Raw genomic sequence first — 23475 nt, 5'->3', positions numbered from 1 at the left:
ACGGGCGTGTTACCTGTGTCACAATACTACTCATCTGCGCACTAGGGCGCTCATTTGAGCAAAGCAGGAGGACGCATGACTGCTCGCAGGAGACGGATCGCCGCACTCGCTGCCGGGACCGTTGCGATGACAACGGTGACTGGTTGCGGTGCGGCCGCCGGGTGGGGCGGCGGAGGTGGCGGTGGCGGTGGCGACACCATCAACGTGCTGATGGTCAACAACCCGCAGATGATCGATCTGCAGAAGTTGACCGACAAATACTTCACCAAGCAGACCGGCATCAAGGTCAACTACACGGTGCTTCCCGAGGACGACCTGCGCGACAAGGCCAGCCAGGAATTCTCCTCACAGGCCGGCCAGTACGACGTGGCGACATTGTCCAACTTCGAGATCCCGATCTACGCCAAGAGTGGCTGGGTCGCACCGATGAACTCCTACCTGGCCAAGGATCCCGGCTTCGATCAGCAGGACATCCTCCCGTCGATGCGGGCAGCGCTCAGCGTCAAGGACCAGGTCTATGGCGAGCCCTTCTACGGTGAGTCGTCGTTCCTGATGTACCGCACGGATGTGCTGGCCGCCAAAGGCATCAAGATGCCGGCCAAACCGACCTGGCAGCAGGTCGCGGACATCGCGGCAAAGATCGACAACCGCAAAGGGATGCGCGGCATCTGCCTGCGCGGTCAACCCGGGTGGGGCCAGCTCTTTGCGCCGCTGACCACCGTGGTCAACACCTTTGGCGGTACCTGGTTCACCAAGGACTGGCAGGCCCAGGTCAACGCGCCGGCATTCAAGCAGGCGACCAACTTCTATGTGAACCTCGTCCGCGCGCACGGCGAGCTCGGCGCAGCACAGGCCGGCTTCACGGAGTGCCTCAACGACCTGACCCAGGGTTCAGTGGCCATGTGGTACGACGCGACATCTGCCGCGGGGTCCTTGGAAGCCAACGGCAGCCCGGTCAAGGGCAAGATCGGATACGCCGCTGCGCCGGTCGTGAAGACCAAGAACGCGGGCTGGCTGTACTCCTGGGCCTGGTCGATCGAGTCGGCGAGCTCCAAGAAGGCTGCCGCCTGGAAGTTCATCTCCTGGGCCAGTGGTAAGGGCTACGCCAAGCAGGCCGCCGCGAAATTCGGTTGGTCCCAGGTGCCTTCGGGCTTCCGGTCGTCGCTGTATGCCGACCCGCAGTACCTCAAGGTTGCCAGTTCGTTCGCCACGCCGACGCTCAACGCCATCAAGTCGGCAGACCCGAACAACCCCGGCGTCCAGCCGCGGCCGGTTCCGGGCATCCAATTCGTCGACATTCCAGAGTTCACCAATCTCGGCACCGAAGTCAGTCAGGACATCAGCTCGGCCATCGCGGGGAAGATGTCGGTCGACAGTGCCCTGAACAAGGGCCAGCAACGCGCCCAGGATGTCGCTGCCGCTTACCGCAGAAGGGCCGGCAAATGAGTAGCGCAGTCGAGAGCGGTACGGACATCGCCACCGCCGGACCAGCCAAGAAGCCGAGCAACGCGCTCGCCAAGTCGGGCGCGTGGGCCCGGCGGGCACCGCTGCTGCCCGCGCTGATCTTCATGATCATCGTGACCCAGATCCCGTTCGTGGCGACGCTGGTGATCTCGTTCATGCACTGGAACGCCTACTACCCGAACGATCGAGGCTTCGCCGGCTTCGACAACTTCAAGGCGGTGCTGACCGATGTCGATGCTCGCTCGGCGATCCTGGTCACCATCGGGCTGACCGTCGGCGTCGTCCTGGTCAGCCTGGTGCTCGGTCTGGCGGTCGCCTTGCTGCTGGACCGCAAGTTCCGCGGTCGAGGAGTGGCCCGCACGCTGATGATCACTCCGTTCCTGATCGTCCCGGTGGCGGCGGCACTGCTGTGGAAGCACGCGCTCTACAACGCGCAGTACGGCCTGTTCAACGGCGTGCTCAAGTGGATTCTCGGTGACAACGCGCCGCAGCCGGACTGGATCAGCAATCATCCGCTCATCGCGATCATCGTCTCGCTGGTCTGGCAGTGGACGCCGTTCATGATGCTGATCCTGTTGGCGGGCCTACAGAGTCGACCGATGGACGTCGTGGAGGCGGCGAAGATCGACGGTGCCTCGAGCTGGCAGATCTTCACCAATATGACGTTGCCGCACCTGCGGCAGTACATCGAGTTGTCCGGGCTGCTCGGCGCGATCTACATCGTCCAGAACTTCGACTCGGTCTTCACCATCACGTCCGGCGGCCTCGGCACCGCGAACCTGCCCTACTACATCTACCAAACCTTCTATTCCGCACACGATTACGGCACTGCATCCGCGGCCGGCGTGATCGTGGTGATCGGCACGATCATCATCGCGACCTTCGCGCTGCGCACCGTGCTGAGCCTGTTCCGGGAGGAGACTCGATAATGACTACCGTGCAAGAGGCCCAGGCCGGGCTTCAGATGAAGGCCGCGGGCGAAAAGAAGAAGCGCACCGGGGTGCTGTTGACGGGAGCCACTTGGATCATCTCGGTGCTGTTCGTCTTCCCGGTCGTATGGATGATCTGGACGTCGTTCCATTCCGAGACCGACGCGGCGGCCAACCCGCCGAAAGTGCTCTCCGCGTTCAGTGTTCAGGGTTACCAGTCGTTCTTCGGCAGTAACCCCTGGCCGGCGATCCTCAACTCGCTCACGGCGAGCATCATCTCGACCATCCTGGTGTTGTGCCTGGCGCTGCCGGCGGCATACGCGCTGTCGATCCGGCCGGTGAAGAAGTGGAGCGACGTGCTCTTCTTCTTCCTGTCGACGAAGTTCATGCCGGTCGTGGCGGCATTGTTGCCGGTCTATCTCTTCGCCGAGAAGGTGCACTTCCTCGACAACATCTGGCTGTTGATCCTCCTCTACACCTCGATGAACCTGCCGATCGCGGTGTGGATGCTGCGGTCGTTCCTCGCCGAGATCCCGGGGGAGATGCTGGAAGCCGCCCAGGTCGACGGCGCGGGGGTGATCCGCACCTTGCGCGAGATCATCGCGCCGGTGATCATGCCGGGCATTGCGTCGGCAGCGTTGATCTGCTTCATCTTCAGCTGGAACGAATTGCTCTTCGCCCGTGTCCTGACCGGCACCCGCGCGGAGACCGCACCGGTCTTCCTGACCGGCTTCGTGACCAGCCAGGGGTTGTTCCTCGCTCAGGTGTGTGCCGCGTCGTTCGTGGTGTCCTTGCCGGTGCTTGCCGCCGGATTCGCGGCGCAGGACAAGTTGGTTCAGGGCCTGTCAATGGGCGCGGTACGGTGAGTCGGATGGCAACGAAACTGTCTGCGGCCACTGTCAATTCGCTCGATTCGCGGGTGGTGGTGCCGTCATACGACCGGTCCGCGCTCAGCACCGGCATCGTCCACCTGGGCGTCGGCGGCTTCCACCGCGCGCATCAGGCGATGTATGTCGATGCGTTGCTGTCCACCGGCGAAGCCCGGGACTGGGCGTTCACCGGCGTCGGGGTGTTGCCCAAGGACGACCGGATCGTGGAGACCCTGAATGCGCAGGACGGTCTCTACACACTGGTGATCAAGCACCCCGACGGGCGCCTGGAGCCACGCGTGATCGGATCGATCCGTGGGCTGCTGCACGCCCCGACCCAACCCGATGCAGTCCTGGAGGTGATGAGCGACCCGGCCACCCGGATCGTCTCACTGACGATCACCGAAGGCAGCTATCTGGTCGACCAGGTGACCGGGGAGTTCGACCCGCATCATCCATCAATCCAGCCAGACCTGGTCGAAAACGCAGTTCCGACAACGGCATTCGGCTTCATCGTAGAAGCTCTGCGCCGACGCCGGGAGGCGGGTGTCGCACCGTTCACGGTAATGACGTGCGACAACCTGCCGGGCAACGGCGACGTCGCGCACGGGACGATCGTGTCCTTCGCGCGGTTGAAGGATCCCGCGCTCGGGGATTGGATCGACGCGAACGTGTCGTTCCCCAACTGCATGGTGGACCGGATCACTCCGGTCACCACGGCCGATGACATCCAACGGCTGGCGGACGAGTTCGGCATACAGGACGGTTGGCCGGTGGTCACAGAGCCGTTCACCCAATGGGTGCTCGAGGACGAATTCCCCACGGGCCGACCGCCGTTGGACGATGCCGGGGTGCAGGTCGTCCCGGATGTGATGCCCTACGAGCTGATGAAGCTACGGCTGCTCAACGCGAGTCATCAGGCGCTGTGCTACCTCGGCTACCTCGCCGGCTATCGCTACGCTCACGAGGTCGCGCAGGACGAGGAGTTCGCGCGGTTCCTGCTGGGGTACATGAAGAACGAGGGCGAGCCGACGCTGCCCGAGGTGTCCGGCGTGGGCCTGACGGCATACGAGCACGAGTTGGTGGCCCGGTTCGCCAATCCGGAGATCCGCGACACGCTCGCTCGGCTGTGCGCCGAAAGCAGTGATCGCATCCCGAAGTGGCTGGTGCCGGTGATCCGCGACGACCTGGCGGCTGGCCGCCCGGTCGAGCGGGCGGCGCTGGTCGTCGCGTCCTGGGCGCGGTATGCCGAAGGCGTCGACGAGCAGGGCGAGCCGATCGACATCGTCGACCACCGCAAGGAGCAGGTCATGGCGGCGGCTGCGAAGCAGTCCGACGACCCGCTGGCGTTCATTCGCGACCCCAGCCTGTTCGGCGACCTCGCGCAGCAGGAGGCGTTCACGACGCCATACCTCGCGGCCCTGAAGTCGTTGCACGACAACGGTGCCGCGGCCACGCTCCGGGAGACGATCACCCGCCTCGCCGACTGACCGACTGACGACCTCCAGGCCCCCTCGTCGAAAGGCTCACAAACAGCTCGAGAGGCTCAGAAAAATCGGCCGGTCAGCGCCGATTTTCTGAGCCTCTCGACGTTCGTCTGAGCCTCTCGGCGGGAAAGGCACGCGGCGGCAGTGGACCGTCCGGGACGGGCCAGCCGCCGTCGAGCACTGGCCGCAGCCCGTGGGCGCCCAGCACGCCGTGCAGTGTCCCGTGGGGCAACGCCTCGCTCCAGTCCCAGCGGGCAATGTCGTCCACCTCGCCGTGACGGCGCAACCGCTGCTCGCGCTTCTTCTCCTGCAACAGAGCGTCAACGGCGACGCGGTCCGAATCCTCTTCTGGGACAGCGTATTTCAGATAACCGTCGCACTCTCCGACGAGCCCGAGCGTTGGCCAGTAGAAGTCGGTGCGGCCGACGAAACCTGCGCCGTCGAGGAACTTCCTCTGCAACTTGGGCATCGGCAAACCGCACTGGAACATCCGTGTGCGGCTCAACGATTCGAGTGGGGATTCCGCACGCTTGTCGGAAAGGTGTATGGCGAGTTGCGCCATACGTCTGCCACGTCTGCCCTTGGGAATCTTGTCGAGTTCGCCGAGGAGCGCTTCACGCGAGGTTAACGACCGATGCAGCGCGTCGTCGCACACCGAAATTCCGGACTCGAGCGAAGCGTGTCGCGCGTGGTCGACGACGGTGCGTTCGTATGGCGTGACCAGCAGTCCGCCGACCTCGACCGCCTCCGTCGACAACGACGTTCGACGACGACGTACATTCGGCGTACGACCGCGGGTGCCGGGGCGGACGACATACTCCACCTGTCGTGATCGTGCGCCGATCGAGGGCAGCTGCCACACCGCGCCGCCAGTGTCGTTCGAGAACACGAGTTCACGGTCCGTGGCGTCCTGCACCGCCCACGCCATGACGATGAGCAGGTCCTCTGCACACAGGTCGCCGATGGCGGTTCCGTAGGCGTTGCGACGCAGCTTCGCGATGGAGGGCGTGCCATCGACGGGTGACAGGCCGAACGCAGTCAAGCGGCGTGCGGAGGTCGATCGCACGAGTGCGCCCAGCTTGGCAACATGCTCGGCTCGTGCGCGCAGATGCGACTCCAGTGCCTCCGACACGGGGTACGGCTCGTTCGGTGCAACGCTCATGACGAGTGAGGATCGCATGCACGCGCCAGCACCCGCAGATGTTATCCACAGGCTTGTGCCGGACCACTCCTCGGCGAACCAGGAATGCCCCTAGCCACACCCTCGCCGAGAGGCTCACCACACGCTCGAGAGGCTCAGAAAAGTGCCTGCTTCGACGTGAATTTTCTGAGCCTGTCGAGGCCGTTGTGAGCCTCTCGGCGAAGGGGCGGCCGGCCGGCCGGTGGTCGCGGCCTAGGTGAAGAGCTGCTCGCCGATGTAGTGGCCGGACTTCGGCGACGGCGGTATGGCGAACAGGCCCGACCCGATGTGCTTGACATATTCGTTGAGCAGGTCGGCGGCGCCGAGCTTGCGCTGCAACTGCACGAAGTGTGCCGGGTCGTTCTGGTAGCAGACGAACAGCAGCCCGGCATCCAGCTGGCCGAACTCGTTGATGCCATCGGTGTAGTTGTATCCGCGCCGCAGGATCTTGACGCCGCCGTTGTTCTCGTGCGCGGCGAGCGCGATGTGCGAGGTTGGGGCGATGAGCGGCGTGCCGTCCTTGCCCTTGGCCGCGAAGCGCGGCGTGTCGTGCTCGACCTTGCCGGTCAACGGCTCGCCATGGGTCTTGCCGCGACCGAAGATGTGCTCCTGGTCGCTGACCCGGTCGGCGTCCCAGGTCTCGATGTTCATCTCGATCTTGCGGACCACCTGGTAGGTGCCGCCGGTCATCCAGTCGGCATCCTTGAGCCAGACGTGCTTGTCGAAGTCGACGCCCGTGCTGACGTTGCGGGTGCCGTCCTTGAAGCCGAAGAGGTTCCGCGGCGTCTGCTGGCCCTTGCCCGCCGATGCGCGGCCGAATCCCATGACGGTCCAACGGGTTTGGACGACGTCTCGCGCCATACGGGCCATGTTTCGTATGGCGTGATAGCAGACCTGCGGGTCGTCGGCGCAGACCTGCACCGAGAAGTCTCCGTCGCTTGTCGCAGCAGCCAGATTGTCGCTCGGCAGAGCCGGGAGCTTGTGCAGCAGGCGAGGCCGCTTGGCAGCCAGGTCGAAGCGGTCGTCGAAGAGCGACGGGCCCAGGCCGATGGTGACGGTCAGGCTCGCCGCATCCAGGCCGAGTGCCTCGCCGGTGTCACCACCGACTCCGGCATCGGAGTGTGGTTGGACCTGACTGATCGGCTGTGCGCGCATCAGCTGCGCGCTCGCCGCGGTCCATCGCGCCAGCAGCGACTGGAGGTCGGTCTTCAACGACCCGTCATTCATGTCGAACGTCATGAAGATCGAGTAGCGCTGCGGCGGCGTGCGGATGCCGACCGGCTCTGCCTGGTCGTAGTACGGATACTGCGTCGTCAGGTCGATCGCGTCCTTGTCGGCAGCGGCCGCGGGGTTGGCGCGTGAGGCATCCAGGCCCCACGAGCCACCTACCGCGAGTGCGCTGACTGCCGCGCCGCCGACCGCGCCCTGGAAGAGGCGGCGACGGGGGAGACCTGAGGGCTCGGTGTGCTTCGGCTCGTTGCTCAACCTGCGGTCGCCACCTTCTGCGCGATGCGCGACAATGGGTCCTGCAGCGCCTGGACCTTCTTGCTCAACGACGCTGCGTTGGTCTTGCGCAGCTGCGGAGTCCAGGCCTTGAAGCCGCCCAGCGCGTTGCCGTCGCGGTAGGGGGTGAGGGAGTCGGTCACGATCGTGAACTGCTTGCTGACATTGGCAGTCAGGGCCGGGTCGATCTTCTGCAAGCCGGGCTTGAGGAAGGCGAACGCCTGCTGCGCACCCTCGACGTTCGAGGCGAAGTCGAACAGGTCGGTGTGGCTGTACTTCTCCTCCTCGCCCTTGATCTTGTTCGTCTGCACTTCCTCCAGCAGGCTGGCCGCGCCGTTGGCCAGGTCTTCTGGCTTGTAGGTGATGCCCTTGACCAGGCCGGCAAGTTTGCTGACGTTGGTGTGCAGTTCCTTGACGTACTTCTTGGTCTGCGGCGTGATCTTGCCGCTCTTCCACAGGTCGCGTTCGATCGCGTGGAAGCCGTGCCAGCCGACCTTCGGGTCGAGGTTGGACTCGCGCATGTCGATCAGGTAGTCCAGGTTTCCGGCGTTGTCACCGGGTTTGAACCCCGGCAGCACGAAGCCCCCGACGTCGGACTCGATCTTCTCGTAGAACGGGCGGGCTCCGGCATACGCCTTCTTCGCACCCGCGACGTCGCCCTTGTCGACCGCGGTCTGCAGCGCCTTGACGGCGGTCACCATGTCGGTCGCGTTCTGGTTGACGAACGTCGCGTAACCCTTCGTGCCGTCCGCAAGCACGGTCGCGGCCGATCCGGACGCCGCGGCGGCGGCCTTGCCGGTCACGGTGAACGGGACGTTCTCCTTGTCGGCGCCCGGGCAGTAGAGCTGGTAGGTGCCGCCGGAGAGGGTGGTCGTGAATTTCACCGGAGCGAGGCCTGGCGCCAGGTTCTCCTTCTCACCGAGGATGCGCTGGTCGCTCTGCAACTCGATCTCGGTGATCGCGGTGGCGTCCTTATTGGTCACGGTGAAGGTCACCGGGCCGGCCGGCGCGGACGCGTGGTCGATCTCGCAGCCGCCGGCCGAGGTGAGGTCCACCTTCACCTGCGCCGCACCGTCGCTCACCGGGGCCGCGGCTGCCTTCGCCGAGCCGCCGGACGCGCCGGCGGACGAATCTTTCGCGCCGCCGCCTGACGAGGACGACCCGCACGCGGCGAGGGTCAGTGCCAGCGCGATGGCGGCGCTGGATCCAGCGACGTGACGAATGGTGGACCTGGAGTGCCTGTTAGGCATGTGCTGAGCTCCTCGACGGATGCGGGGTTGCACTGCCGGCGAGTTCGCCCGCAGTGTGGAGACGACGTCGCGAACGCAGCGCGACGATGACGAATGCTGCGGCTGCAACCAGCAGCCCGATGGGGACGAACCGCCCCCAGAAATTCGCCGAATCACGTTCGGTCGCAAACCGATTCAGCTTCGCGGCAAATTCATCGCTGTATGACGGAGCGACCGACCACGAGCCGGTGGGTGCGGTCACTCCCGCGGGCACCTTCGCCCCGGGCGCAACGGCCACCGTGCGTGCCGTGCTCAGGCCGCCACCGGTCAGCGTCACGCTGGTGCGCGAGGCGCGGCTTGCGTCATACAGCTGCCCGTGACTGGTCCAGACGTCCAACTTGTCCGTCTGGTGCCAGGCCGCTTTGTACGGTCCAGGATTGACACTCGGATCCACGCCGACCGGGACGCGGCTGCCGTTCAGCGCGGTGACCTGCTCGAGGGTGAGCGTCGTCGGCGCGCTGCCGGTGCCGGTTGCGGTTGCGTCGGTCAGGTGCCGGGTACGCACGCCGGCAACAACGGCCGAACCTCTCGACTCGAGGGCGATGTCCGCGCCGGTCGATCGATGCAGGGTGGAGCCGGTCAGCCGGATCGTCCCGGCGCTGGAGCCGCTGCCGTCGACCACCGGAACCAGCTGCGCGGTGGACAACGTCGCCGACGGCACCGCGACGAAGGCCGCGATCGCACCGGCAACGCAGGCCCCGGCAAGTGCGAGCTTCAGCCGCGCCGCCTGTATGACGCTCGGCCGGTGCGCGGCCGGCCAGAACGCGATCAGCGTCATCGGTATGACGAACAGGAACCAGCCGAGCACCTCGATCACGCGCGGATCGGCCGGTATGCCGAGAACCCCGGTGAAGACCGCGCTGCGGATCGACCCGGGAGGCGCCAGCCAGTGCAGGTCGACGGTTCGCGACTGCCCGGCATTAAGCCAGCCCGCCTCGTGCGCGGTCCGCAGTGCCGTGACGACCAGGCCGGCGGCGATCAGGATGAGGAAGGCGCTGGTGCCCTTGAAGAACTTGGCGAGGTTGATGGAGACGCCACCGGTGTAGAGACCGATGCCGAGCAGCACCGCACCGCCGATACCGAGCGCTGCACCGGCGATCGCACTGCCGGTGTTGGTGGCGGCCTGGAAGGTCGCAAGCATGAAGACGGCAGACTCGAAGCCTTCCTTGAGTACGGCGAGGAAGGCCATGATCACCATCGCGCGGGCGGTGCCCGCGCCAAGCGCGCTCTGTGCGGCGGACTCGATCTCCCGCTTGAGCCCGCGGGAGTGCTTGCTCATCCAGATGATCATCCCGGTGACGAAGACAACGGCAACGCCGCCGATGACCGTCTCCATCATTTCCTGTTGCCTCTGCGGCAGGTTCGACTCGATGACTTTGAGCGCGATGCCGACGGCGATGCTGATGGCGACGCCGGCTCCGACGCCGAGCCACATGGCAGTGAGCCGGTGCCCGTTCTTCTTCAGGAAGGCAGCGATGATGCCGACGATCAGTGCCGCTTCAAGACCTTCGCGCAGGCCGATCACGAATGTCGCGAGCACCGGACACCTCTCTAGAAAATTAGGCAAGCCTTAACTAAGCACGACGAGCATAGACGGTCATCTCACGACGGCAAATCCAGCCATGTTCCCGAGGCCCCCGCGAACTATCGGAAGGAGCGCAGCGTGGGAGGGCTTCGTGGGGTCGGGGTACCCGATAACCTCGCGTCATGCTGGTTGCCGGAGTCGACAGTTCGACACAGTCCTGCAAGATCGTCGTTTGCGATGCGGCGACCGGCCGCATCGTCCGCGAGGCCAGGGCAAGTCACCCCGATGGCACTCAGGTGAGCGCCGCCGCATGGTGGGCGGCGTTCCAGGAAGCGCGCGCGGGCGGACTGCTGGACGACGTGCGGGCGATCGCAGTCGGCGGCCAGCAGCACGGCATGGTCACGCTCGACGACGCTGATGAACTCGTCCGGGACGCGATGCTCTGGAACGACACCAGCTCGGCGCCCCAAGCGGCGCAGCTGGTCGACGAGCTCGGCGGCGCGCCCGCGTGGGTGGACGCCGTCGACCTGGTCCCGGTCGCCAGCTTCACCGGGACCAAGCTGCGCTGGCTTGCGGAGCGCGAGCCGGACAACGCGGCGCGGACAAAGACCGTGGTCCTCCCGCACGATTGGCTCACTGGCCGAATCCTGAAGGACGGCAACGGTTTCGAAGATTGGACCACGGACCGTGGCGATGCTTCGGGGACGGCCTACTGGTCGCCGGTGACCGGTGAATATCGGCGCGACCTTCTCGAGCGCCAGTTCGGCCGTGAGGTGGAGGTGCCTCGCGTTGTCGGGCCGTCAGAGGCGGCCGGCCACACAGTGGACGGCATGCTCGTCGCGGCCGGCACCGGCGATAATGCCGCGGCTGCACTCGGCCTGGCGATCGAGCCCGGCGATGTCGTGGTCTCGCTCGGCACCAGCGGGGCGGTCTTCACCGTGCACGACCGGCCGGTCGGTGACGTGAGCGGAGCCGTTGCCGGCTTCGCGGACGCGACCGGTCGACACCTGCCGCTACTGGCGACGCTCAATGCGGCCCGCGTGCTCGTCGCCGCGGCGAGCACGCTGGATGTCGACTTGGCCGGTCTCGACGCGCTCGCCGCACAGGCGCCGATCGGTGCCGGCGGGCTGACCCTGCTGCCTTACTTCGACGGCGAACGCACCCCGAACCTGCCGACCGCGCAGGGCACGCTGGCCGGCATCACCCGGGCCAACTCGACCCCGGCGCATCTCGCACGGGCGTATGTCGAGGGAATGCTGTGCAACCTGAAAGGCTGCATCGACGCGCTCGCCCGCAACGACATCCAGGCCCGACGCGTGCTGCTCATCGGCGGCGCGGCGGCGGCGGCCACGGTGCGCTCGGCGGCTGCGGACATCTTCGGCGTGCCGATCCTCGTGCCGCAGCCAGGGGAGTATGTCGCCCTCGGCGCAGCGCGCCAAGCGGCGTGGGCTCTCGTCGGCGGCGCGAACCCGCCGGAGTGGGACGTTCCGGTCGCGGCGACGGTCGAGCCGTCCGACCCAGGAGCGGGCGCAGTGGCGGCCGGGCGTTACCGGGACCTCGTCGATGCGACGCACCCTGGAGCCGTCGCCCGCTGATCCGCGCCGGACATGACGAAGCCGACCGCTCCTGCCCTGCTGTGAAGGGCTCGAGCCGGTCGGCTTGTCACGAATGAACGGGTAGGTCAGTCCTCGCCGCGCTCGAACGCGAGCTGTTCGGCATACGGACGCATGCGGTGGACGGTCTGCGAACTCGATCGCTCGTCATGTGTGCGGATGACCTTGTCGCGGTGCAGGTGGTCGAGCAGTCTCGATGTGGTGCTGCGCACGACGGTCGAAGTCTGTGGTGGCATCCCTGAGTCCCTTTCGGTAGCTGGCTCACTCGGACGAAAGGGGTAACGGAGGGCCCCTCCGAATAATTCCCGTCGGGAAGAGTCTTTCGGTCGCGGCTTCGGCGGCGCCGAACGGCGGCTGTGAACACCCGGTGAGAGTTTGCTCTCATCGGCGATAAATGCATCGCGCCGAACATTTCGATATGGAAGTATTGGACTCGGCTCTTCGCTGAGCCGATACACCCGACTTCCAGACCCCGAAGGAGTGACTCCCCATGTCGTTCAGCCCCTACCAGCGTGTGTTGCGCAGTGCCGACGTTCGTCGAGTCCTGCTCCTCGGTCTGTTGCTGCGCATCCCGATCGCGTCCGCTGCCATCGTGCTGACGCTGCACGTGGTGCAGTCGCTCGGGCGTTCCTACTCCGAGGCCGGCTTGGTGGCCGCCGGGGCGACGCTCGCGATCGCCGTGTCCGGACCTTGGCGCGGCAAGCTGCTGGACCGGATGGGGCTGCGGCGTGTCGTGCTGCCCTCGCTGATCGTCAACGCGGTCTGCTGGGCGATCGCACCGTTCGCCGGCTACTGGGCGCTGCTCGTACTCGCAACGACGGCAGGCCTTTTCGTCGTCCCGACCTTCTCGATCATCCGCCAGGGCGTCATCGCAGTGGTCCCCGACGACGACCGTCGCACCGCGCTCTCTTTGGACGGCATGAGCGTCGAGATGGCGTTCATGGTCGGGCCGGTCATCGCCGTCTGGTTGGCAACCGCCTTCGACACTCGGTTCGTGCTTTTCGGCCTGCAGATGGTCGGCGTCCTGGTCGGCATCGCCCTGTTCATCATCAACCCGACGCTGCGCCCGGTCGAGCCCGACACCGACGTCGCCGGTCAGGTCGTGCCACGCACAGCCTGGTTCCGCGCCGGCTTCCTCGGGATCTGTGGTGCCGCTGCAGCTTCGACGATCGTCCTGGGCGGTAGTGACGTCGCGATCGTCGCGGCGATGCGCCACTTCGACGCGGTCGGCCAGATGGGCATCGTGCTGGTGCCGTGGGCGGCCGGCTCGCTCTTCGGCGGCATGATCTACGGCGCGATCTCCCGGCCGATCCAGCCGTTCCTGTTGCTGCTCGGCCTGGCCGCGGCCACTGCACCGATGGCGTTCGCCGGCGGTACGTGGTCCCTCGCCGCAATCTCGTTGATCTCCGGGCTGTTCTGCGCACCGACGATCACGGCCACGGTTGACGCCGTGAGTCGAGTGGTTCCCTCGGCCGCCCGCGGCGAGGCCATGGGGTGGCACGGGTCCTTCATGACCGCAGGGGCGCGCTCGGCGCCCCACTGGCCGGTGCGGCAATCGACAGCTGGGGTTTCGGTGGCGGCTTCCTGCTGGTGTCGGCGATCGGGGTACTGGTCGCGCTCGGTGGGTATGGCGCCCTGCACCTGCACCGCCATCGCGTTGCCATGCACGCACTCGCGGCTTAGTGGGTCCCGGCCTCACTAGGGTGAAGCCGTGACTCGGGTAGCGGTGTTCTTCCTCGGCGGCACCATCAGCATGACCGGCACCGACGGCGGTGGCGCGGTGGTGCGGCTCACCGGCGCAGACCTGCTTCGGACTCCCGAGGTCGAGGCGCTCGGCATCGATGCGGAAGTGGTCGACTTCCGAGCAGCCGGGAGTTCCAGCCTCTCGATCGCGGACCTTGCCGAACTCTTCGACGCCGCCGACAGTGCCGTCACCAACGGCGCCGATGCGGTGGTGATCGTGCAGGGCACCGACACTCTCGAGGAGACGTCGTTCCTGCTCGACCTGTGGTGGCGACTCGATGCACCGGTCGTGTTCACCGGCGCGATGCGCAATCCGGGCCTTCCTGGCCCGGACGGTCCGGCGAATCTGGTTGCTGCACTGCGTGTTTCGGCCTGCTCCGAAGCTCGCGGGCTGGGCGCTCTCGTCGCGCTGAACGACGAGGTCCACGCTGCGCGGTTCGTCGCCAAGCGGCACACCAGCAGCGTCGGCGCGTTCGTGTCACCCAACGCCGGACCGCTGGGCCGGGTCGAGGAGGGCACCGTGCGTTTCCTGACGAGCGTGCCGCGGCATACACCGGTGGGAACGCCGGTCCGTGCCGTGCGCGTGCCACTGATCGTCACGGTGCTCGACGACGACGGCGGGCTCTTCGACGCGGTCGGCGACTGTGACGGTCTGGTCGTCGCGGCCTTCGGCGTCGGTCACCTCCGACCCGAGGTCGCCCACCGGGCTGCCGAGCTGGCAGCAACCAGACCGGTCGTGCTTGCCTCTCGCACCGGTGCCGGTGCGGTCCACGTTGCGACCTATGGCGGGCCGGGAAGTGAGAGCGACCTGGTCGGCCGTGGGTTGCTGCCGGCCGGAACGCTCGACCCGTACAAGGCGCGGCTACTACTCCTGGCGCTGCTCGCATCGGGGCAGGACGCGACCGAGGCGGCAGCCGGGTTCACTCGGTATGTCGGTGGCGCCGTCTAGGGTCGCGTAGGTGAGTGTCGCTCTACGCATCGACTCGTTGTCCGCAGCTCAGGCGCGTCGGATTGCCCTGGCGGCGCAGGGGTTTCGCGATCCCCGGCATCAACCTCCCACGATGCGCACGCTGACCCGCACGCTCGAACGCACCGGAGTGCTGCAGATCGACTCGGTCAACGTGCTGCAGCGGGCGCATTTCATGCCGCTGTTCTCCCGGATGGGTGCCTACGACGTCGGCCTGCTGGACCGTGCTGCGGGGCAAGCACCCCGCCGGCTCGTCGAATACTGGGCGCACTGCGCGGCATACATGCCGGTCGAGCTGTGGCCGGTGATGGTGCATCGGATGCGCGATCACGCTTCCCGAGGGCACACCTGGTTCGGCATACCCGACGACCCGGGTTTGCCGGCGGCGTTGCTGCGCGAGATCGAGCAGGGCGGTCCGGCGACCGCGAGGGATCTGGACGACGGACTGCCGCGGACTCGCGACAACTGGGGCTGGAACTGGTCGAAGACGAAGAAGGCCCTGGAGTTCCTCTTCTTCGCCGGCGAGCTCAGCGTGGCCCGACGCAACACTGCGTTCGAGCGGGTCTACGACCTACCGGAGCGGGTCATCCCGTCGCACGTGCTGGCCCGGCCCGAGCCGACGCTGTTCGAGGCATCGCGCGAGTTGTTGCGCAGAGCCGCCCGATCGTATGGCGTGGCAACCGAATTCGACCTTCGTGACTACTACCGCATGCAGCACTCCCGGGCGCACATCGAGCAAGTCGGACCGGCATTGCAGTCACTCGTCGAGGACGGTGAGCTGCTGCCCGTGACGGTCGAGGGCTGGCGTCGCCCGGCATACCTGCATCGTGACGTGAAGGTGCCGCGCAAGGTCGAGGCGCGGGCCCTGCTGAGTCCCTTCGACCCGCTGGTCTGGCAGCGCGAGCGCACCGAGTCGCTTTTCGACTTCTTCTACCGCATCGAGATCTACGTGCCCGAGGCCAAGCGCGTGCACGGCTATTACGTGCTGCCGTTCCTGCTCGGTGACCGCATCGTCGCCCGGGTCGACCTCAAGGCAGACCGGCGGGGGAGTGCATTGCAGATCCTCGGTGCGTATGCCGAGCCCGGTGCTCCCTCGCACACGGCCCCCGCCCTGGCACAATCCCTGCGGGAGTTGGCGAGCTGGCTCGACCTGACCGACATCGAGGTCGCCGGTCGCGGCGACCTCGCGCCCGCGCTCACCGCCGAAGTGCAGCAGTCGGCCTGACCAGCCTCTGGGCGGGGTGGCTTAGACCCAGCGATACTCGACTTCAGGTCGTCCGGCGCCGGCATAGCGCGAGCGGCGCATCGCCAGACCCGAGTCGCACAAGTATTCCGCGTAGCGGCGCACGGTCACTCGGCTGACCGGCAACCGTTCGGCCAGGTCGCGCGCTGACAACGCGGCATCCGCTTCGCGTAGCACGGAGCTGACCTGGGTCAGCATCTCCTCGGACAGACCCTTCGGCAGCTGGGTCCGCCCGGTCGGCCGCAGCGAACCGAGCATCTGGTCGACGTCCGACTGGCTGGCGAGCGCCGATCCGCGGTCGGCCCGCTCGACATACGCCCGATAAGCCTCGAGTCGCTCGCGCAGGGTCGCGAAGGTGAACGGCTTCAGGACGTACTGCACGACACCCAGCGACACCGCGGAGCGCACCACCTCCAGCTCGCGCGCGGACGTGACAGCGATGACGTCGGCCCGGTGACGCGCGGAGCGCAGTGCCCGCAAGATCTCCAGGCCGTGCCGGTCGGGCAGGTGCATGTCCAGCAGCACGACGTCGACCGGGTGGTCCTGCAGTGCCTGGATCGCCTCCTGACAGGTGCCGACGGTCGCGACGACTGTGAAGCCCTCGACACGCCCGACGTATGCCGTGTGTGCCTCGGCAGCGACCGGTTCGTCCTCGACGACGAGCACGCGCAGGTCAGTCATCGCTGCCATCCACCAGAGGGAGTCGGACGATGAATTGCGTTGGGGGACCCACTACTTCGACGGTTCCCTGCAGGCGGGCGACGGACTGCGCGACCAGCGCCAGGCCGACGCCGCGCCGACCGGCATGCCCTGACTCCTTGGTCGAGTAGCCGCGCCGGAACGCCTGCTCGACGTCGCCACTGAGGCCCGGCCCGTTGTCGGTGACTCGCATCGTCGCCCATCCGTCCTGCACGTCAGCGTGGAAGCGCACGATCCGATCCGTATCGAGATCGGTCACCGCGTCGAAGGCATTATCGACGAGATTCCCGACGATGGTGACGAGGTCAGCGGTGGGTGCAGCGTTCTCGGGCACGGTGGAGTTTTCGATCACCAGCGCGATACCGCGCTCGCGGGCCTGCGCCGCCTTGCCGAGCAGCAGCGCGGTGACTGCAGGCTCTCCGTCGACCGCCCCGACCACCCGGTCGGTGAGACCCTGCGCCTGGTCCAACTCCTCGGTTGCGAAGTTCAGCGCCCGATCGGTGTGCCCGAGCTCGATCAGGGAGACGATCGTGTGCAGCCGGTTGGAGGCCTCGTGCGTCTGCGAGCGCAGCGCGTCGGCGAGACTGCGCGCCGAGTCCAGCTCGCCGGTCAACGCGACCAGTTCGGTGCGGTCGCGCATGGTGACGACATACCCGACCGGCTTGCCACGGGGAGCGACCGTTGCCTTGCTGACCACGAGCGTCCGGCCGTTGGCGATCTGCAACTCGTCGTGCCGTGCGCTGTCGTCGGTCAGCGTGGCGACCATCGGTGCAGGCAATCCGAGCTCGGCCGCTTCCCGCTCGGCGAAGTCCGGTGGCAGATCCAGCAGGCGACGTGCTTCGTCATTCGCGATGCGGACCCGTCCGGTGAGGTCGATGAGCAACAGGCCGTCGGTCACCGCATGCAGGACCGCGTCGTAGTAGTCGTACATCTCCTGCAATTCCTGGGCGCCGAGGCCGTGCGTCTGGCGGCGCACCCGGCGCGAGACCAGTGCGGTGCCGAGGCCGACCAGCAGCGCGGCAAGCAGGCCCGCCCCCAGCACCGTCGGCAGTTGCTCGCTGACCTGATGCGTGACCTCTTCCTTGCGGATGCCGACCGACACCAGCCCGATCACTCGGCCTTCGTCGGTGACCGGCACCACGCACCGCCGGGACGGTCCGAGGGTGCCGGTGTAGTCCTCCACCACCTGGTGACCTTCGGCAGCGGGCCGGATGTGTCCCACGAATGTTTGCCCGATGCGAGCGGGATTCGGGTGGCTGTAACGGATTCCGGCTGGGCTCATGATCACCACGAAGTCGGTGTGGGTCTGCTTCCGGACGCCCTCGGCGAGTGGCTGCAGAGTTGCTGACGGGTCCTTCGCGTGCAGGCCGTCGATCACCTGGGGTTGGGCGGCCACCGACTCGGCGACCGCCAGAACCTGGTTCGTCGCTTGATTGGTGCTGTACTGCCGTGCTTGCACGTAGGCGCCGACGACACCGGCCGCGACCACGATCAGCGCGACGACGACCTCCAGCGCGAAGGTTTGTGCGGCCACGCTCCACCGGCGCGGCGAGCGCAGCCGGAGGTGACCTCTGGTCTCAATAGTCATCGCAGTCGATGAACTCAATGAACACAAACGTGACGGGGATCACTCATGCCGACATTGTCGGTCAGGTTCCCCGAGACCAGGTCGGGGACGGACCAAGACCTTGGAGACGTGAGATGAGTCAAGTGAAGGATGCCGGGCCGGCGGGGTCGCCGACGCCGACCCGCAAGAAGGACCGCACGCACTACTTGTATGCCGCCGTCGTGATCGCCATGGTTGCCGGTGTGGCCGTGGGGATCATCTGGCCGGACTTCGGAGTCCAGCTGAAATGGCTCGGGACCGGATTCGTGAACCTCATCAAGATGATGATCTCACCGATCATCTTCTGCACGATCGTTCTCGGCATCGGCTCGGTCCGTAAGGCCGCATCGGTCGGTCGGATCGGCGGGCTGGCGCTCGGCTACTTCCTGACGATGTCGACGGTGGCGCTCGGGATCGGCCTGGTGGTCGGCAACCTGATCCACCCCGGTTCCGGTCTGCACCTGACCAAGGACCTGGCGGCAACCGGGCACAGCCAGGTGAGTGCCGACAGCGGTGGGACCGTCGCGTTCATCCTCGGCCTGGTGCCCGACACGCTCGTCTCCGCGCTGACCTCCGGGTCGGTGCTGCAAGCGCTTCTCATTGCGTTGCTTGTCGGCTTCGCACTGCAGAAGCTCGGCCCGGCCGGCGAGCCGATCCTGGCCGGCATCAAGCACTGCGAGCGGCTGGTCTTCCGGCTGATGCAAATGATCATGTATGCCGCACCGGTCGGCGCATTCGGCGCGATGGCCGCAGTCGTCGGTGCGACCGGCTGGAAGGCGTTGCAGGGCTTGGCCGTGGTGATGATCGCGTTCTACATCACCTGCTTCATCTTCGTCTTCGGTGTGCTCGGCACCATCCTGTGGGTCGTTGCCCGGGTCAATGTGTTCTCCCTGTTGCGTTACCTGTCCCGTGAGTTCCTGCTGATCCTGTCGACCTCGTCGTCGGAGTCGGCACTGCCCCGCCTGATCGCCAAGATGGAGCATCTCGGGGTGGCGCGTCCGGTCGTGGGCATCACCGTGCCGACCGGCTACTCGTTCAACTTGGACGGCACCGCGATCTACCTGACGATGGGCTCGCTGTTCATCGCCGACGCGCTGGACAAACCGTTCAGCATCGGGCAGCAGATCTCGCTGCTGGTCTTCATGGTCATCGCGTCCAAGGGCGCCGCCGGCGTCACCGGTGCGGGGTTGGCGACACTGGCCGGCGGTCTGCAGTCGCACCGCCCGGATCTGGTGGACGGGGTCGGCCTCATCGTGGGCATCGACCGGATGATGAGCGAGGCCCGGGCGCTGACCAACTTCGCCGGCAACTCGATCGCCACCGTGCTGGTCGGCCACTGGACCGGTGGGCTGGACCGCGTTCAGCTTGATGCCGTGCTCAGCGGTGACAGACCGTTCGACGAGAGCATGCTCGACGACGCCGCCCCGCCGGAGGCGGGCGTCATACCGGATCCGCCGCGGGAACGCGATCGGGTCGACGCGATGAGTCCGGCCGGCTGACCCCGCCTCGCCGACCGAAACCCTTGCCACCCGACCCGCTTGCCGAATGACGGCTTCCTCGCCGAGTGACGGTCTATCCGGCCGTCGCTCGGCGAAGAAGCGCCCTCGCTCGCGAAGGAGGAGCTGGCCCGATTTCAGTCGGGGGCGGTGGCGCTGCTACTGTTGTGTCACCGACTGGTCCGACGTGAGCCGGATCAGTGTGCAAGAGAAGCTAAAGCTTCCACCTCGTGCGGCAGGCAAGTCGCCAGGTTCGGTCCAGTGACGAGATGGTTCGTCGCAGATTCATTATGGGTCTGTTCGACATGCCGGACGCGTTTGCTGTGCTGCCAGAGGCTTCTCGCGCACCACGATGGGTGTCGAGGAGCCTCTTTTTCGTTTCCCCGGCAGTTTTGAACAACGACGAAGGAGCATCACATCAGCGCTGAGACCCGTATCAACGACCGCATCCGGGTGCCGGAAGTGCGGTTGGTTGGGCCGAACGGAGAGCAGGTCGGCATCGTGCGCGTTGAAGACGCGCTGCGCCTGGCCGCTGAGGCTGACCTCGACCTGGTCGAGGTTGCACCCACGGCCAAGCCGCCCGTGGCAAAGCTCATGGACTACGGCAAGTTCAAGTACGAAGCCGCTTTGAAAGCCCGCGAGTCGCGCAAGAACCAAGTCAACACCGTCATCAAGGAGATCAAGCTCCGCCCGAAGATCGATCCGCATGACTACGGCACCAAGAAGGGCCACGTCGTGCGCTTCCTGTCGGCGGGCGACAAGGTCAAGGTGACGATCATGTTCCGTGGACGTGAGCAGTCGCGGCCGGAGCTCGGCTTCCGCCTGCTGCAGCGCCTCGCCGAGGACGTCGCCGAGCTGGGCTTCGTGGAGAGCGCGCCCAAGCAGGACGGCCGCAACATGGTCATGGTGTTGGGTCCGACCAAGAAGAAGGCGGAGGCGCGGGCCGAAGGCCGTCGCCGCCGCGAGCAGGCGCAAGCAGAAGAGACTGCGACCGCCGAAGCCTGAAGTTAATCGAGCCCCTCGCACGAGTACGACGCGCGCGAGTCCGCAACGAGCCATGCCCCTCAGTGGGCCTGGCAAACCATGTAACGAAGGAGATCGGCTATGCCGAAGATGAAGACCCACAGTGGCGCCAAGAAGCGCTTCAAGATCAGCGGGTCCGGCAAGGTCATCCGGCAGCGTGCGCGTCACGTGCACAAGTTCCAGGAGCGCACCAGCAGCCAGGCGCGTCGTCTGGCGAACAACGTCGAGGCATCGGCCCCCGACAGCAAGAAGATCAAGAAGCTGTTGGGCAAGTAAGCCCACTTCACCGAACTCGCCGGTGCCAATGTCTCGTGGCAGCACCGACGAACCACTAGCAATTAGAAGGAGATTCACGTGGCACGCGTGAAGCGGGCGGTCAACGCCCACAAGAAGCGCCGGACCGTTCTGGAGCAGGCCAGCGGCTACCGCGGACAGCGTTCGCGGCTCTACCGCAAGGCCAAGGAGCAGGTCACCCACAGCATGGGTTACAGCTACCGGGACCGTCGCGCCCGGAAGGGTGACTTCCGTCGCCTCTGGATCCAGCGGATCAACGCCGGCGCTCGCGCCAACGGCATGACCTACAACCGCTTCATCCAAGGCCTGAAGGCCGCCGAGGTCGAGGTCGACCGTCGCATGCTCGCTGAGCTGGCCGTCAACGACGCCGCCGCGTTCACCGCGCTGGTCGAGATCGCCAAGGCCAACGTGCCCGCGACTGACGCCAAGGCTGACGCCGTCGCCTGACGCGACACAACGCGCACCCTTTCGAACGACGACTGAACGCCGGTCCTTTTGAGTCCATCGGTCCTCACCAACCCTCGCGCGGAGCGGGTGAAGGCGGTCCGGGCTTTGGGCCGGCGTTCGGCGCGTCAGCGGGCCGAACGCTTCGTTGTCGACGGGCCGCAGGGTGTCCGCGAAGTGCTTCGTTTCGCGCCGAAGACCGTCACCGACCTGTATGTCGACGGCGCCGCGTCGCAGCGGCACGGGCCTTTGGTCGATCTGGCGCGAGACGCGAATATCCAGCTACACCAATGCTCCTCGGCCGTGATGGCCGCGTTGGTTGACACGCAGCATCCCCAAGGTCTCGTTGCGGTATGCCGCCCGGTCGACGTCTCCGTCGAGGACGCGCTGGCTGACGAGTCCGGGTTCGTGGTGTTGCTTGCCCACGTCCGTGACCCCGGCAACGCCGGCACGGTGATCCGTTCGGCCGATGCCGCAGGCGCTCGTGCGGTGATCCTGTCCAGTGCGAGCGTCGATCTCTACAACCCCAAGGTCGTCCGGTCGACAGCCGGCTCGCTGTGGCACCTGCCGATCGCCCTCGGCGGAGACGTCACCGAGTTGATCGCCGCCTGCCGGGAGCGTGGTCGCCGGGTGCTCGCCGCCGATGGAGCCGGCACCACCTTGCTGCCGGACGCCGACCTGAGCGGCGCACACGCCTGGCTGATGGGTAATGAAGCATGGGGCCTGAACGAGGCGTCACGCGCCCAGGCGGACGACGTTGTGCGCGTCCCCATCCACGGTCACGCCGAGTCCCTGAACCTCGCGCTCGCAGCCACCGTCTGTATGTACGCCAGTGCAGACCGCAGCTCCGTGAAGCGCACCTCGTAGGCTCGTTGGATGTTCCACCAGAGCTCGCGGGAGGAGTCGGGGCCAACGCGAAGTATCGGAGCGAAGTACGAGCGGAGCACTTCCTCGGGTGAATACCAGCCCGTGGAGCCTCCGCTGGCTCCGGCTGTCTATGCGGCGCTGCTGGAGCAGCTGCCCGAAGGCGTGGTGGTGGTCGACGCCGAGCGTCGGCTCGTGCTGGCCAACCATCGAGCGGAACGCCTGACCGGCATACAACTCATCGACCGGCTCGGCGAGGACATCCGCAAGGCACTGCCACTGCTGGGTGCTGACGGGCGTTCCTACTGGGCGACCGACGACCCGTGGGGCGGCCTGCGGACCCGTAGCGGGTCACCCGAGCAACGGCTGATGCTGGCCGACGGCCGCAGCGTGCTGGCCGCCACCCGGCACATCCGGGCGGGCTCGGAGCGCACCTTGCAATGGCTGGTGATGACCATGCGCAGCACGACGGCACGTGATCGCATCGAGTCCGAGACCTCGGCGCTGGTGACCACGATCGCCCACGAGTTACGTGCCCCACTGGGTGCTGTCCGTGGCTTCTCCCGCACGCTGCGCAACCGGTGGGACCAACTGCGTGACGACCAGAAGTTGTGGATGCTGGATGCCATCGACACCGACGCCGCACGACTACAGCGCCAGGTCGGCGAGTTGCTGGACATCTCCCGTCTCGACACCGGGCGGCTGGTGCTGCGGACCCGTGAGGTCGACCTGTTGTCGCTGGTCCGGGCCGGGATCGCGCGCGTCGTGTCGACCGGCGTCGATGCCGACCGGTTCCGGGTCGTCAGCGAGTTCGAGGAGGTGTCGCTCGTCGCCGATCCGGACCGCCTCACCCAGGTGCTGTCCAACCTGCTCGAGAATGCCGTTCGGCACGGTCGCGGGACCGTGACCGTGACCGTCGAGCTCCGCCGACGCGAACTGCAGCTCGACGTGTCGGACGATGGCCCGGGCATCGCCCCCGAGCACCGTTCCTTGGTGTTCACCCGCTTCTGGCAGGGCCGCGGCCGCGGTGGCAACGGACTCGGCCTGTATGTCGTGCACGGTCTGGTGGTTGCGCACGGCGGCAGGATCGAAGTCCTCGATCAGCCCGGCGGTGCGACGTTCCGGCTGACGTTGCCACGTCATACGCCGGAACGGGACGAACCTAGTGCCGTGAGTCAGGGATAGAGCACGCACCACACAGCGGGGGAATCGAGCTTCCGGGAGTGACCTAGACTCA

21 protein-coding genes are annotated in these 23475 nt (G+C 66.6%); 14 read left to right on the top strand and 7 right to left on the bottom strand.

Annotated features, from left to right (window positions below; all coding sequences use genetic code 11):
* The first annotated feature begins 75 nt into the window (after positions 1 to 75).
* Genes ACFQDH_RS19840 through ACFQDH_RS19825 form a run of 4 tightly spaced genes read left to right on the top strand, consistent with a single transcriptional unit; the run spans position 76 to position 4752 of the window.
* The gene (locus ACFQDH_RS19840) at positions 76 to 1446 is read left to right on the top strand and encodes an ABC transporter substrate-binding protein (RefSeq protein ID WP_382404105.1); all 1371 of its coding nucleotides are present in this window, start codon (positions 76 to 78) and stop codon (positions 1444 to 1446) included.
* A complete protein-coding gene (locus ACFQDH_RS19835; protein WP_382404104.1) occupies positions 1443 to 2393 on the top strand; it encodes a carbohydrate ABC transporter permease in 951 nt (316 codons plus the stop codon). Before ACFQDH_RS19840 ends, ACFQDH_RS19835 begins: the two co-directional genes overlap by 4 nt.
* The gene (locus ACFQDH_RS19830) at positions 2393 to 3259 is read left to right on the top strand and encodes a carbohydrate ABC transporter permease (protein ID WP_382404103.1); all 867 of its coding nucleotides are present in this window, start codon (positions 2393 to 2395) and stop codon (positions 3257 to 3259) included. The genes ACFQDH_RS19835 and ACFQDH_RS19830 overlap by 1 nt, the downstream gene beginning before the upstream one ends.
* Positions 3260 to 3264: 5 nt before the next feature.
* The gene (locus ACFQDH_RS19825; RefSeq protein ID WP_382404102.1) at positions 3265 to 4752 is read left to right on the top strand and encodes a mannitol dehydrogenase family protein; all 1488 of its coding nucleotides are present in this window, start codon (positions 3265 to 3267) and stop codon (positions 4750 to 4752) included.
* 73 nt (positions 4753 to 4825) lie between these two features.
* On the opposite strand, the gene ACFQDH_RS19820 is transcribed toward ACFQDH_RS19825, so the two are convergent.
* The 4 genes from ACFQDH_RS19820 to efeU form a co-directional block, all read right to left on the bottom strand.
* A complete protein-coding gene (locus ACFQDH_RS19820) occupies positions 4826 to 5911 on the bottom strand; it encodes a hypothetical protein (RefSeq protein ID WP_382404101.1) in 1086 nt (361 codons plus the stop codon).
* Positions 5912 to 6142: 231 nt separating this feature from the next.
* Positions 6143 to 7414, bottom strand: coding sequence for a Dyp-type peroxidase (locus ACFQDH_RS19815; RefSeq protein ID WP_382404100.1), 1272 nt, complete (start codon positions 7412 to 7414; stop codon positions 6143 to 6145).
* On the bottom strand, positions 7411 to 8682 hold the full coding sequence (gene efeO / locus ACFQDH_RS19810; RefSeq protein WP_382404099.1) for an iron uptake system protein EfeO: 1272 nt from the start codon (positions 8680 to 8682) through the stop codon (positions 7411 to 7413). Before efeO ends, ACFQDH_RS19815 begins: the two co-directional genes overlap by 4 nt.
* A complete protein-coding gene (gene efeU / locus ACFQDH_RS19805) occupies positions 8675 to 10261 on the bottom strand; it encodes an iron uptake transporter permease EfeU (protein ID WP_382404098.1) in 1587 nt (528 codons plus the stop codon). The genes efeO and efeU overlap by 8 nt, the downstream gene beginning before the upstream one ends.
* Before the next feature lie 167 nt (positions 10262 to 10428).
* Between efeU and ACFQDH_RS19800 the strand changes: the two genes are divergently transcribed.
* Positions 10429 to 11841, top strand: a complete 1413-nt coding sequence (locus tag ACFQDH_RS19800) for a xylulokinase (RefSeq protein WP_382404097.1) — start codon at positions 10429 to 10431, stop codon at positions 11839 to 11841.
* Positions 11842 to 11927: 86 nt separating this feature from the next.
* Here ACFQDH_RS19800 and ACFQDH_RS19795 read toward each other — a convergent pair whose 3' ends face one another.
* Positions 11928 to 12095 carry a hypothetical protein gene (locus tag ACFQDH_RS19795; protein ID WP_382404096.1) on the bottom strand — a complete coding sequence of 56 codons (168 nt, stop codon included), beginning with the start codon at positions 12093 to 12095 and terminating at the stop codon, positions 11928 to 11930.
* Positions 12096 to 12349: 254 nt separating this feature from the next.
* On the opposite strand from ACFQDH_RS19795, the gene ACFQDH_RS19790 reads away from it, so the two are divergent.
* The 3 genes from ACFQDH_RS19790 (at position 12350) to ACFQDH_RS19780 (ending at position 15794) form a co-directional block, all read left to right on the top strand.
* The gene (locus ACFQDH_RS19790) at positions 12350 to 13561 is read left to right on the top strand and encodes an MFS transporter (protein ID WP_382404095.1); all 1212 of its coding nucleotides are present in this window, start codon (positions 12350 to 12352) and stop codon (positions 13559 to 13561) included.
* A gap of 9 nt (positions 13562 to 13570) precedes the next feature.
* Positions 13571 to 14551: an asparaginase gene (locus ACFQDH_RS19785; protein ID WP_382404094.1), complete on the top strand. Its 981-nt coding sequence runs from the start codon at positions 13571 to 13573 to the stop codon at positions 14549 to 14551.
* Positions 14552 to 14663: 112 nt separating this feature from the next.
* A complete protein-coding gene (locus ACFQDH_RS19780; RefSeq protein ID WP_382404093.1) occupies positions 14664 to 15794 on the top strand; it encodes a winged helix-turn-helix domain-containing protein in 1131 nt (376 codons plus the stop codon).
* A 21-nt stretch (positions 15795 to 15815) separates the two neighbouring features.
* On the opposite strand, the gene ACFQDH_RS19775 is transcribed toward ACFQDH_RS19780, so the two are convergent.
* Together ACFQDH_RS19775 and ACFQDH_RS19770 are read right to left on the bottom strand one after the other, a co-directional pair.
* Positions 15816 to 16493: a response regulator gene (locus tag ACFQDH_RS19775; RefSeq protein WP_382404091.1), complete on the bottom strand. Its 678-nt coding sequence runs from the start codon at positions 16491 to 16493 to the stop codon at positions 15816 to 15818.
* The gene (locus tag ACFQDH_RS19770) at positions 16486 to 18045 is read right to left on the bottom strand and encodes an ATP-binding protein (protein WP_382404089.1); all 1560 of its coding nucleotides are present in this window, start codon (positions 18043 to 18045) and stop codon (positions 16486 to 16488) included. The genes ACFQDH_RS19775 and ACFQDH_RS19770 overlap by 8 nt, the downstream gene beginning before the upstream one ends.
* A 167-nt stretch (positions 18046 to 18212) precedes the next feature.
* On the opposite strand from ACFQDH_RS19770, the gene ACFQDH_RS19765 reads away from it, so the two are divergent.
* The 6 genes from ACFQDH_RS19765 to ACFQDH_RS19740 all read left to right on the top strand — a co-directional run bounded on the left by ACFQDH_RS19765 (position 18213) and on the right by ACFQDH_RS19740 (position 23423).
* Positions 18213 to 19616: a cation:dicarboxylate symporter family transporter gene (locus ACFQDH_RS19765; protein ID WP_382404088.1), complete on the top strand. Its 1404-nt coding sequence runs from the start codon at positions 18213 to 18215 to the stop codon at positions 19614 to 19616.
* 414 nt (positions 19617 to 20030) lie between these two features.
* The gene (infC, locus tag ACFQDH_RS19760; RefSeq protein WP_417398441.1) at positions 20031 to 20618 is read left to right on the top strand and encodes a translation initiation factor IF-3; all 588 of its coding nucleotides are present in this window, start codon (positions 20031 to 20033) and stop codon (positions 20616 to 20618) included.
* 99 nt (positions 20619 to 20717) lie between these two features.
* Positions 20718 to 20912 (top strand): 50S ribosomal protein L35, encoded by a 195-nt coding sequence (gene rpmI / locus ACFQDH_RS19755; protein ID WP_382404086.1) that lies wholly within the window; start codon positions 20718 to 20720, stop codon positions 20910 to 20912.
* Positions 20913 to 20990: 78 nt separating this feature from the next.
* Positions 20991 to 21377 carry a 50S ribosomal protein L20 gene (rplT, locus tag ACFQDH_RS19750; protein WP_382404085.1) on the top strand — a complete coding sequence of 129 codons (387 nt, stop codon included), beginning with the start codon at positions 20991 to 20993 and terminating at the stop codon, positions 21375 to 21377.
* A gap of 48 nt (positions 21378 to 21425) precedes the next feature.
* Positions 21426 to 22241 carry a TrmH family RNA methyltransferase gene (locus tag ACFQDH_RS19745; RefSeq protein ID WP_382404084.1) on the top strand — a complete coding sequence of 272 codons (816 nt, stop codon included), beginning with the start codon at positions 21426 to 21428 and terminating at the stop codon, positions 22239 to 22241.
* Between the two features lie 9 nt (positions 22242 to 22250).
* The gene (locus ACFQDH_RS19740; protein WP_382404083.1) at positions 22251 to 23423 is read left to right on the top strand and encodes a sensor histidine kinase; all 1173 of its coding nucleotides are present in this window, start codon (positions 22251 to 22253) and stop codon (positions 23421 to 23423) included.
* Positions 23424 to 23475 lie beyond the last annotated feature (52 nt).

The sequence above is a fragment of the Flexivirga alba genome (genome assembly GCF_042661025.1).
Taxonomy (GTDB): domain Bacteria; phylum Actinomycetota; class Actinomycetes; order Actinomycetales; family Dermatophilaceae; genus Flexivirga; species Flexivirga alba.
The sequence above is the reverse complement of the archived record's forward strand: the minus strand, read 5'-3'. Positions and strand labels throughout refer to the sequence as shown.

Excerpts from the sequence above, each read along its gene's own strand:
- ACFQDH_RS19840 (WP_382404105.1), top strand. The coding sequence starts at position 76 with ATGACTGCTCGCAGGAGACGGATCGCCGCACTCGCTGCCGGGACCGTT.
- ACFQDH_RS19835 (WP_382404104.1), top strand. The coding sequence starts at position 1,443 with ATGAGTAGCGCAGTCGAGAGCGGTACGGACATCGCCACCGCCGGACCA.
- ACFQDH_RS19830 (WP_382404103.1), top strand. The coding sequence starts at position 2,393 with ATGACTACCGTGCAAGAGGCCCAGGCCGGGCTTCAGATGAAGGCCGCG.
- ACFQDH_RS19825 (WP_382404102.1), top strand. The coding sequence starts at position 3,265 with ATGGCAACGAAACTGTCTGCGGCCACTGTCAATTCGCTCGATTCGCGG.
- ACFQDH_RS19820 (WP_382404101.1), bottom strand. The coding sequence starts at position 5,911 with ATGAGCGTTGCACCGAACGAGCCGTACCCCGTGTCGGAGGCACTGGAG.
- efeO (WP_382404099.1), bottom strand. The coding sequence starts at position 8,682 with ATGCCTAACAGGCACTCCAGGTCCACCATTCGTCACGTCGCTGGATCC.
- ACFQDH_RS19800 (WP_382404097.1), top strand. The coding sequence starts at position 10,429 with ATGCTGGTTGCCGGAGTCGACAGTTCGACACAGTCCTGCAAGATCGTC.
- ACFQDH_RS19795 (WP_382404096.1), bottom strand. The coding sequence starts at position 12,095 with ATGCCACCACAGACTTCGACCGTCGTGCGCAGCACCACATCGAGACTG.
- ACFQDH_RS19790 (WP_382404095.1), top strand. The coding sequence starts at position 12,350 with ATGTCGTTCAGCCCCTACCAGCGTGTGTTGCGCAGTGCCGACGTTCGT.
- ACFQDH_RS19780 (WP_382404093.1), top strand. The coding sequence starts at position 14,664 with ATGCGCACGCTGACCCGCACGCTCGAACGCACCGGAGTGCTGCAGATC.
- ACFQDH_RS19775 (WP_382404091.1), bottom strand. The coding sequence starts at position 16,493 with ATGACTGACCTGCGCGTGCTCGTCGTCGAGGACGAACCGGTCGCTGCC.
- ACFQDH_RS19765 (WP_382404088.1), top strand. The coding sequence starts at position 18,213 with ATGAGTCAAGTGAAGGATGCCGGGCCGGCGGGGTCGCCGACGCCGACC.
- rpmI (WP_382404086.1), top strand. The coding sequence starts at position 20,718 with ATGCCGAAGATGAAGACCCACAGTGGCGCCAAGAAGCGCTTCAAGATC.
- ACFQDH_RS19740 (WP_382404083.1), top strand. The coding sequence starts at position 22,251 with ATGTTCCACCAGAGCTCGCGGGAGGAGTCGGGGCCAACGCGAAGTATC.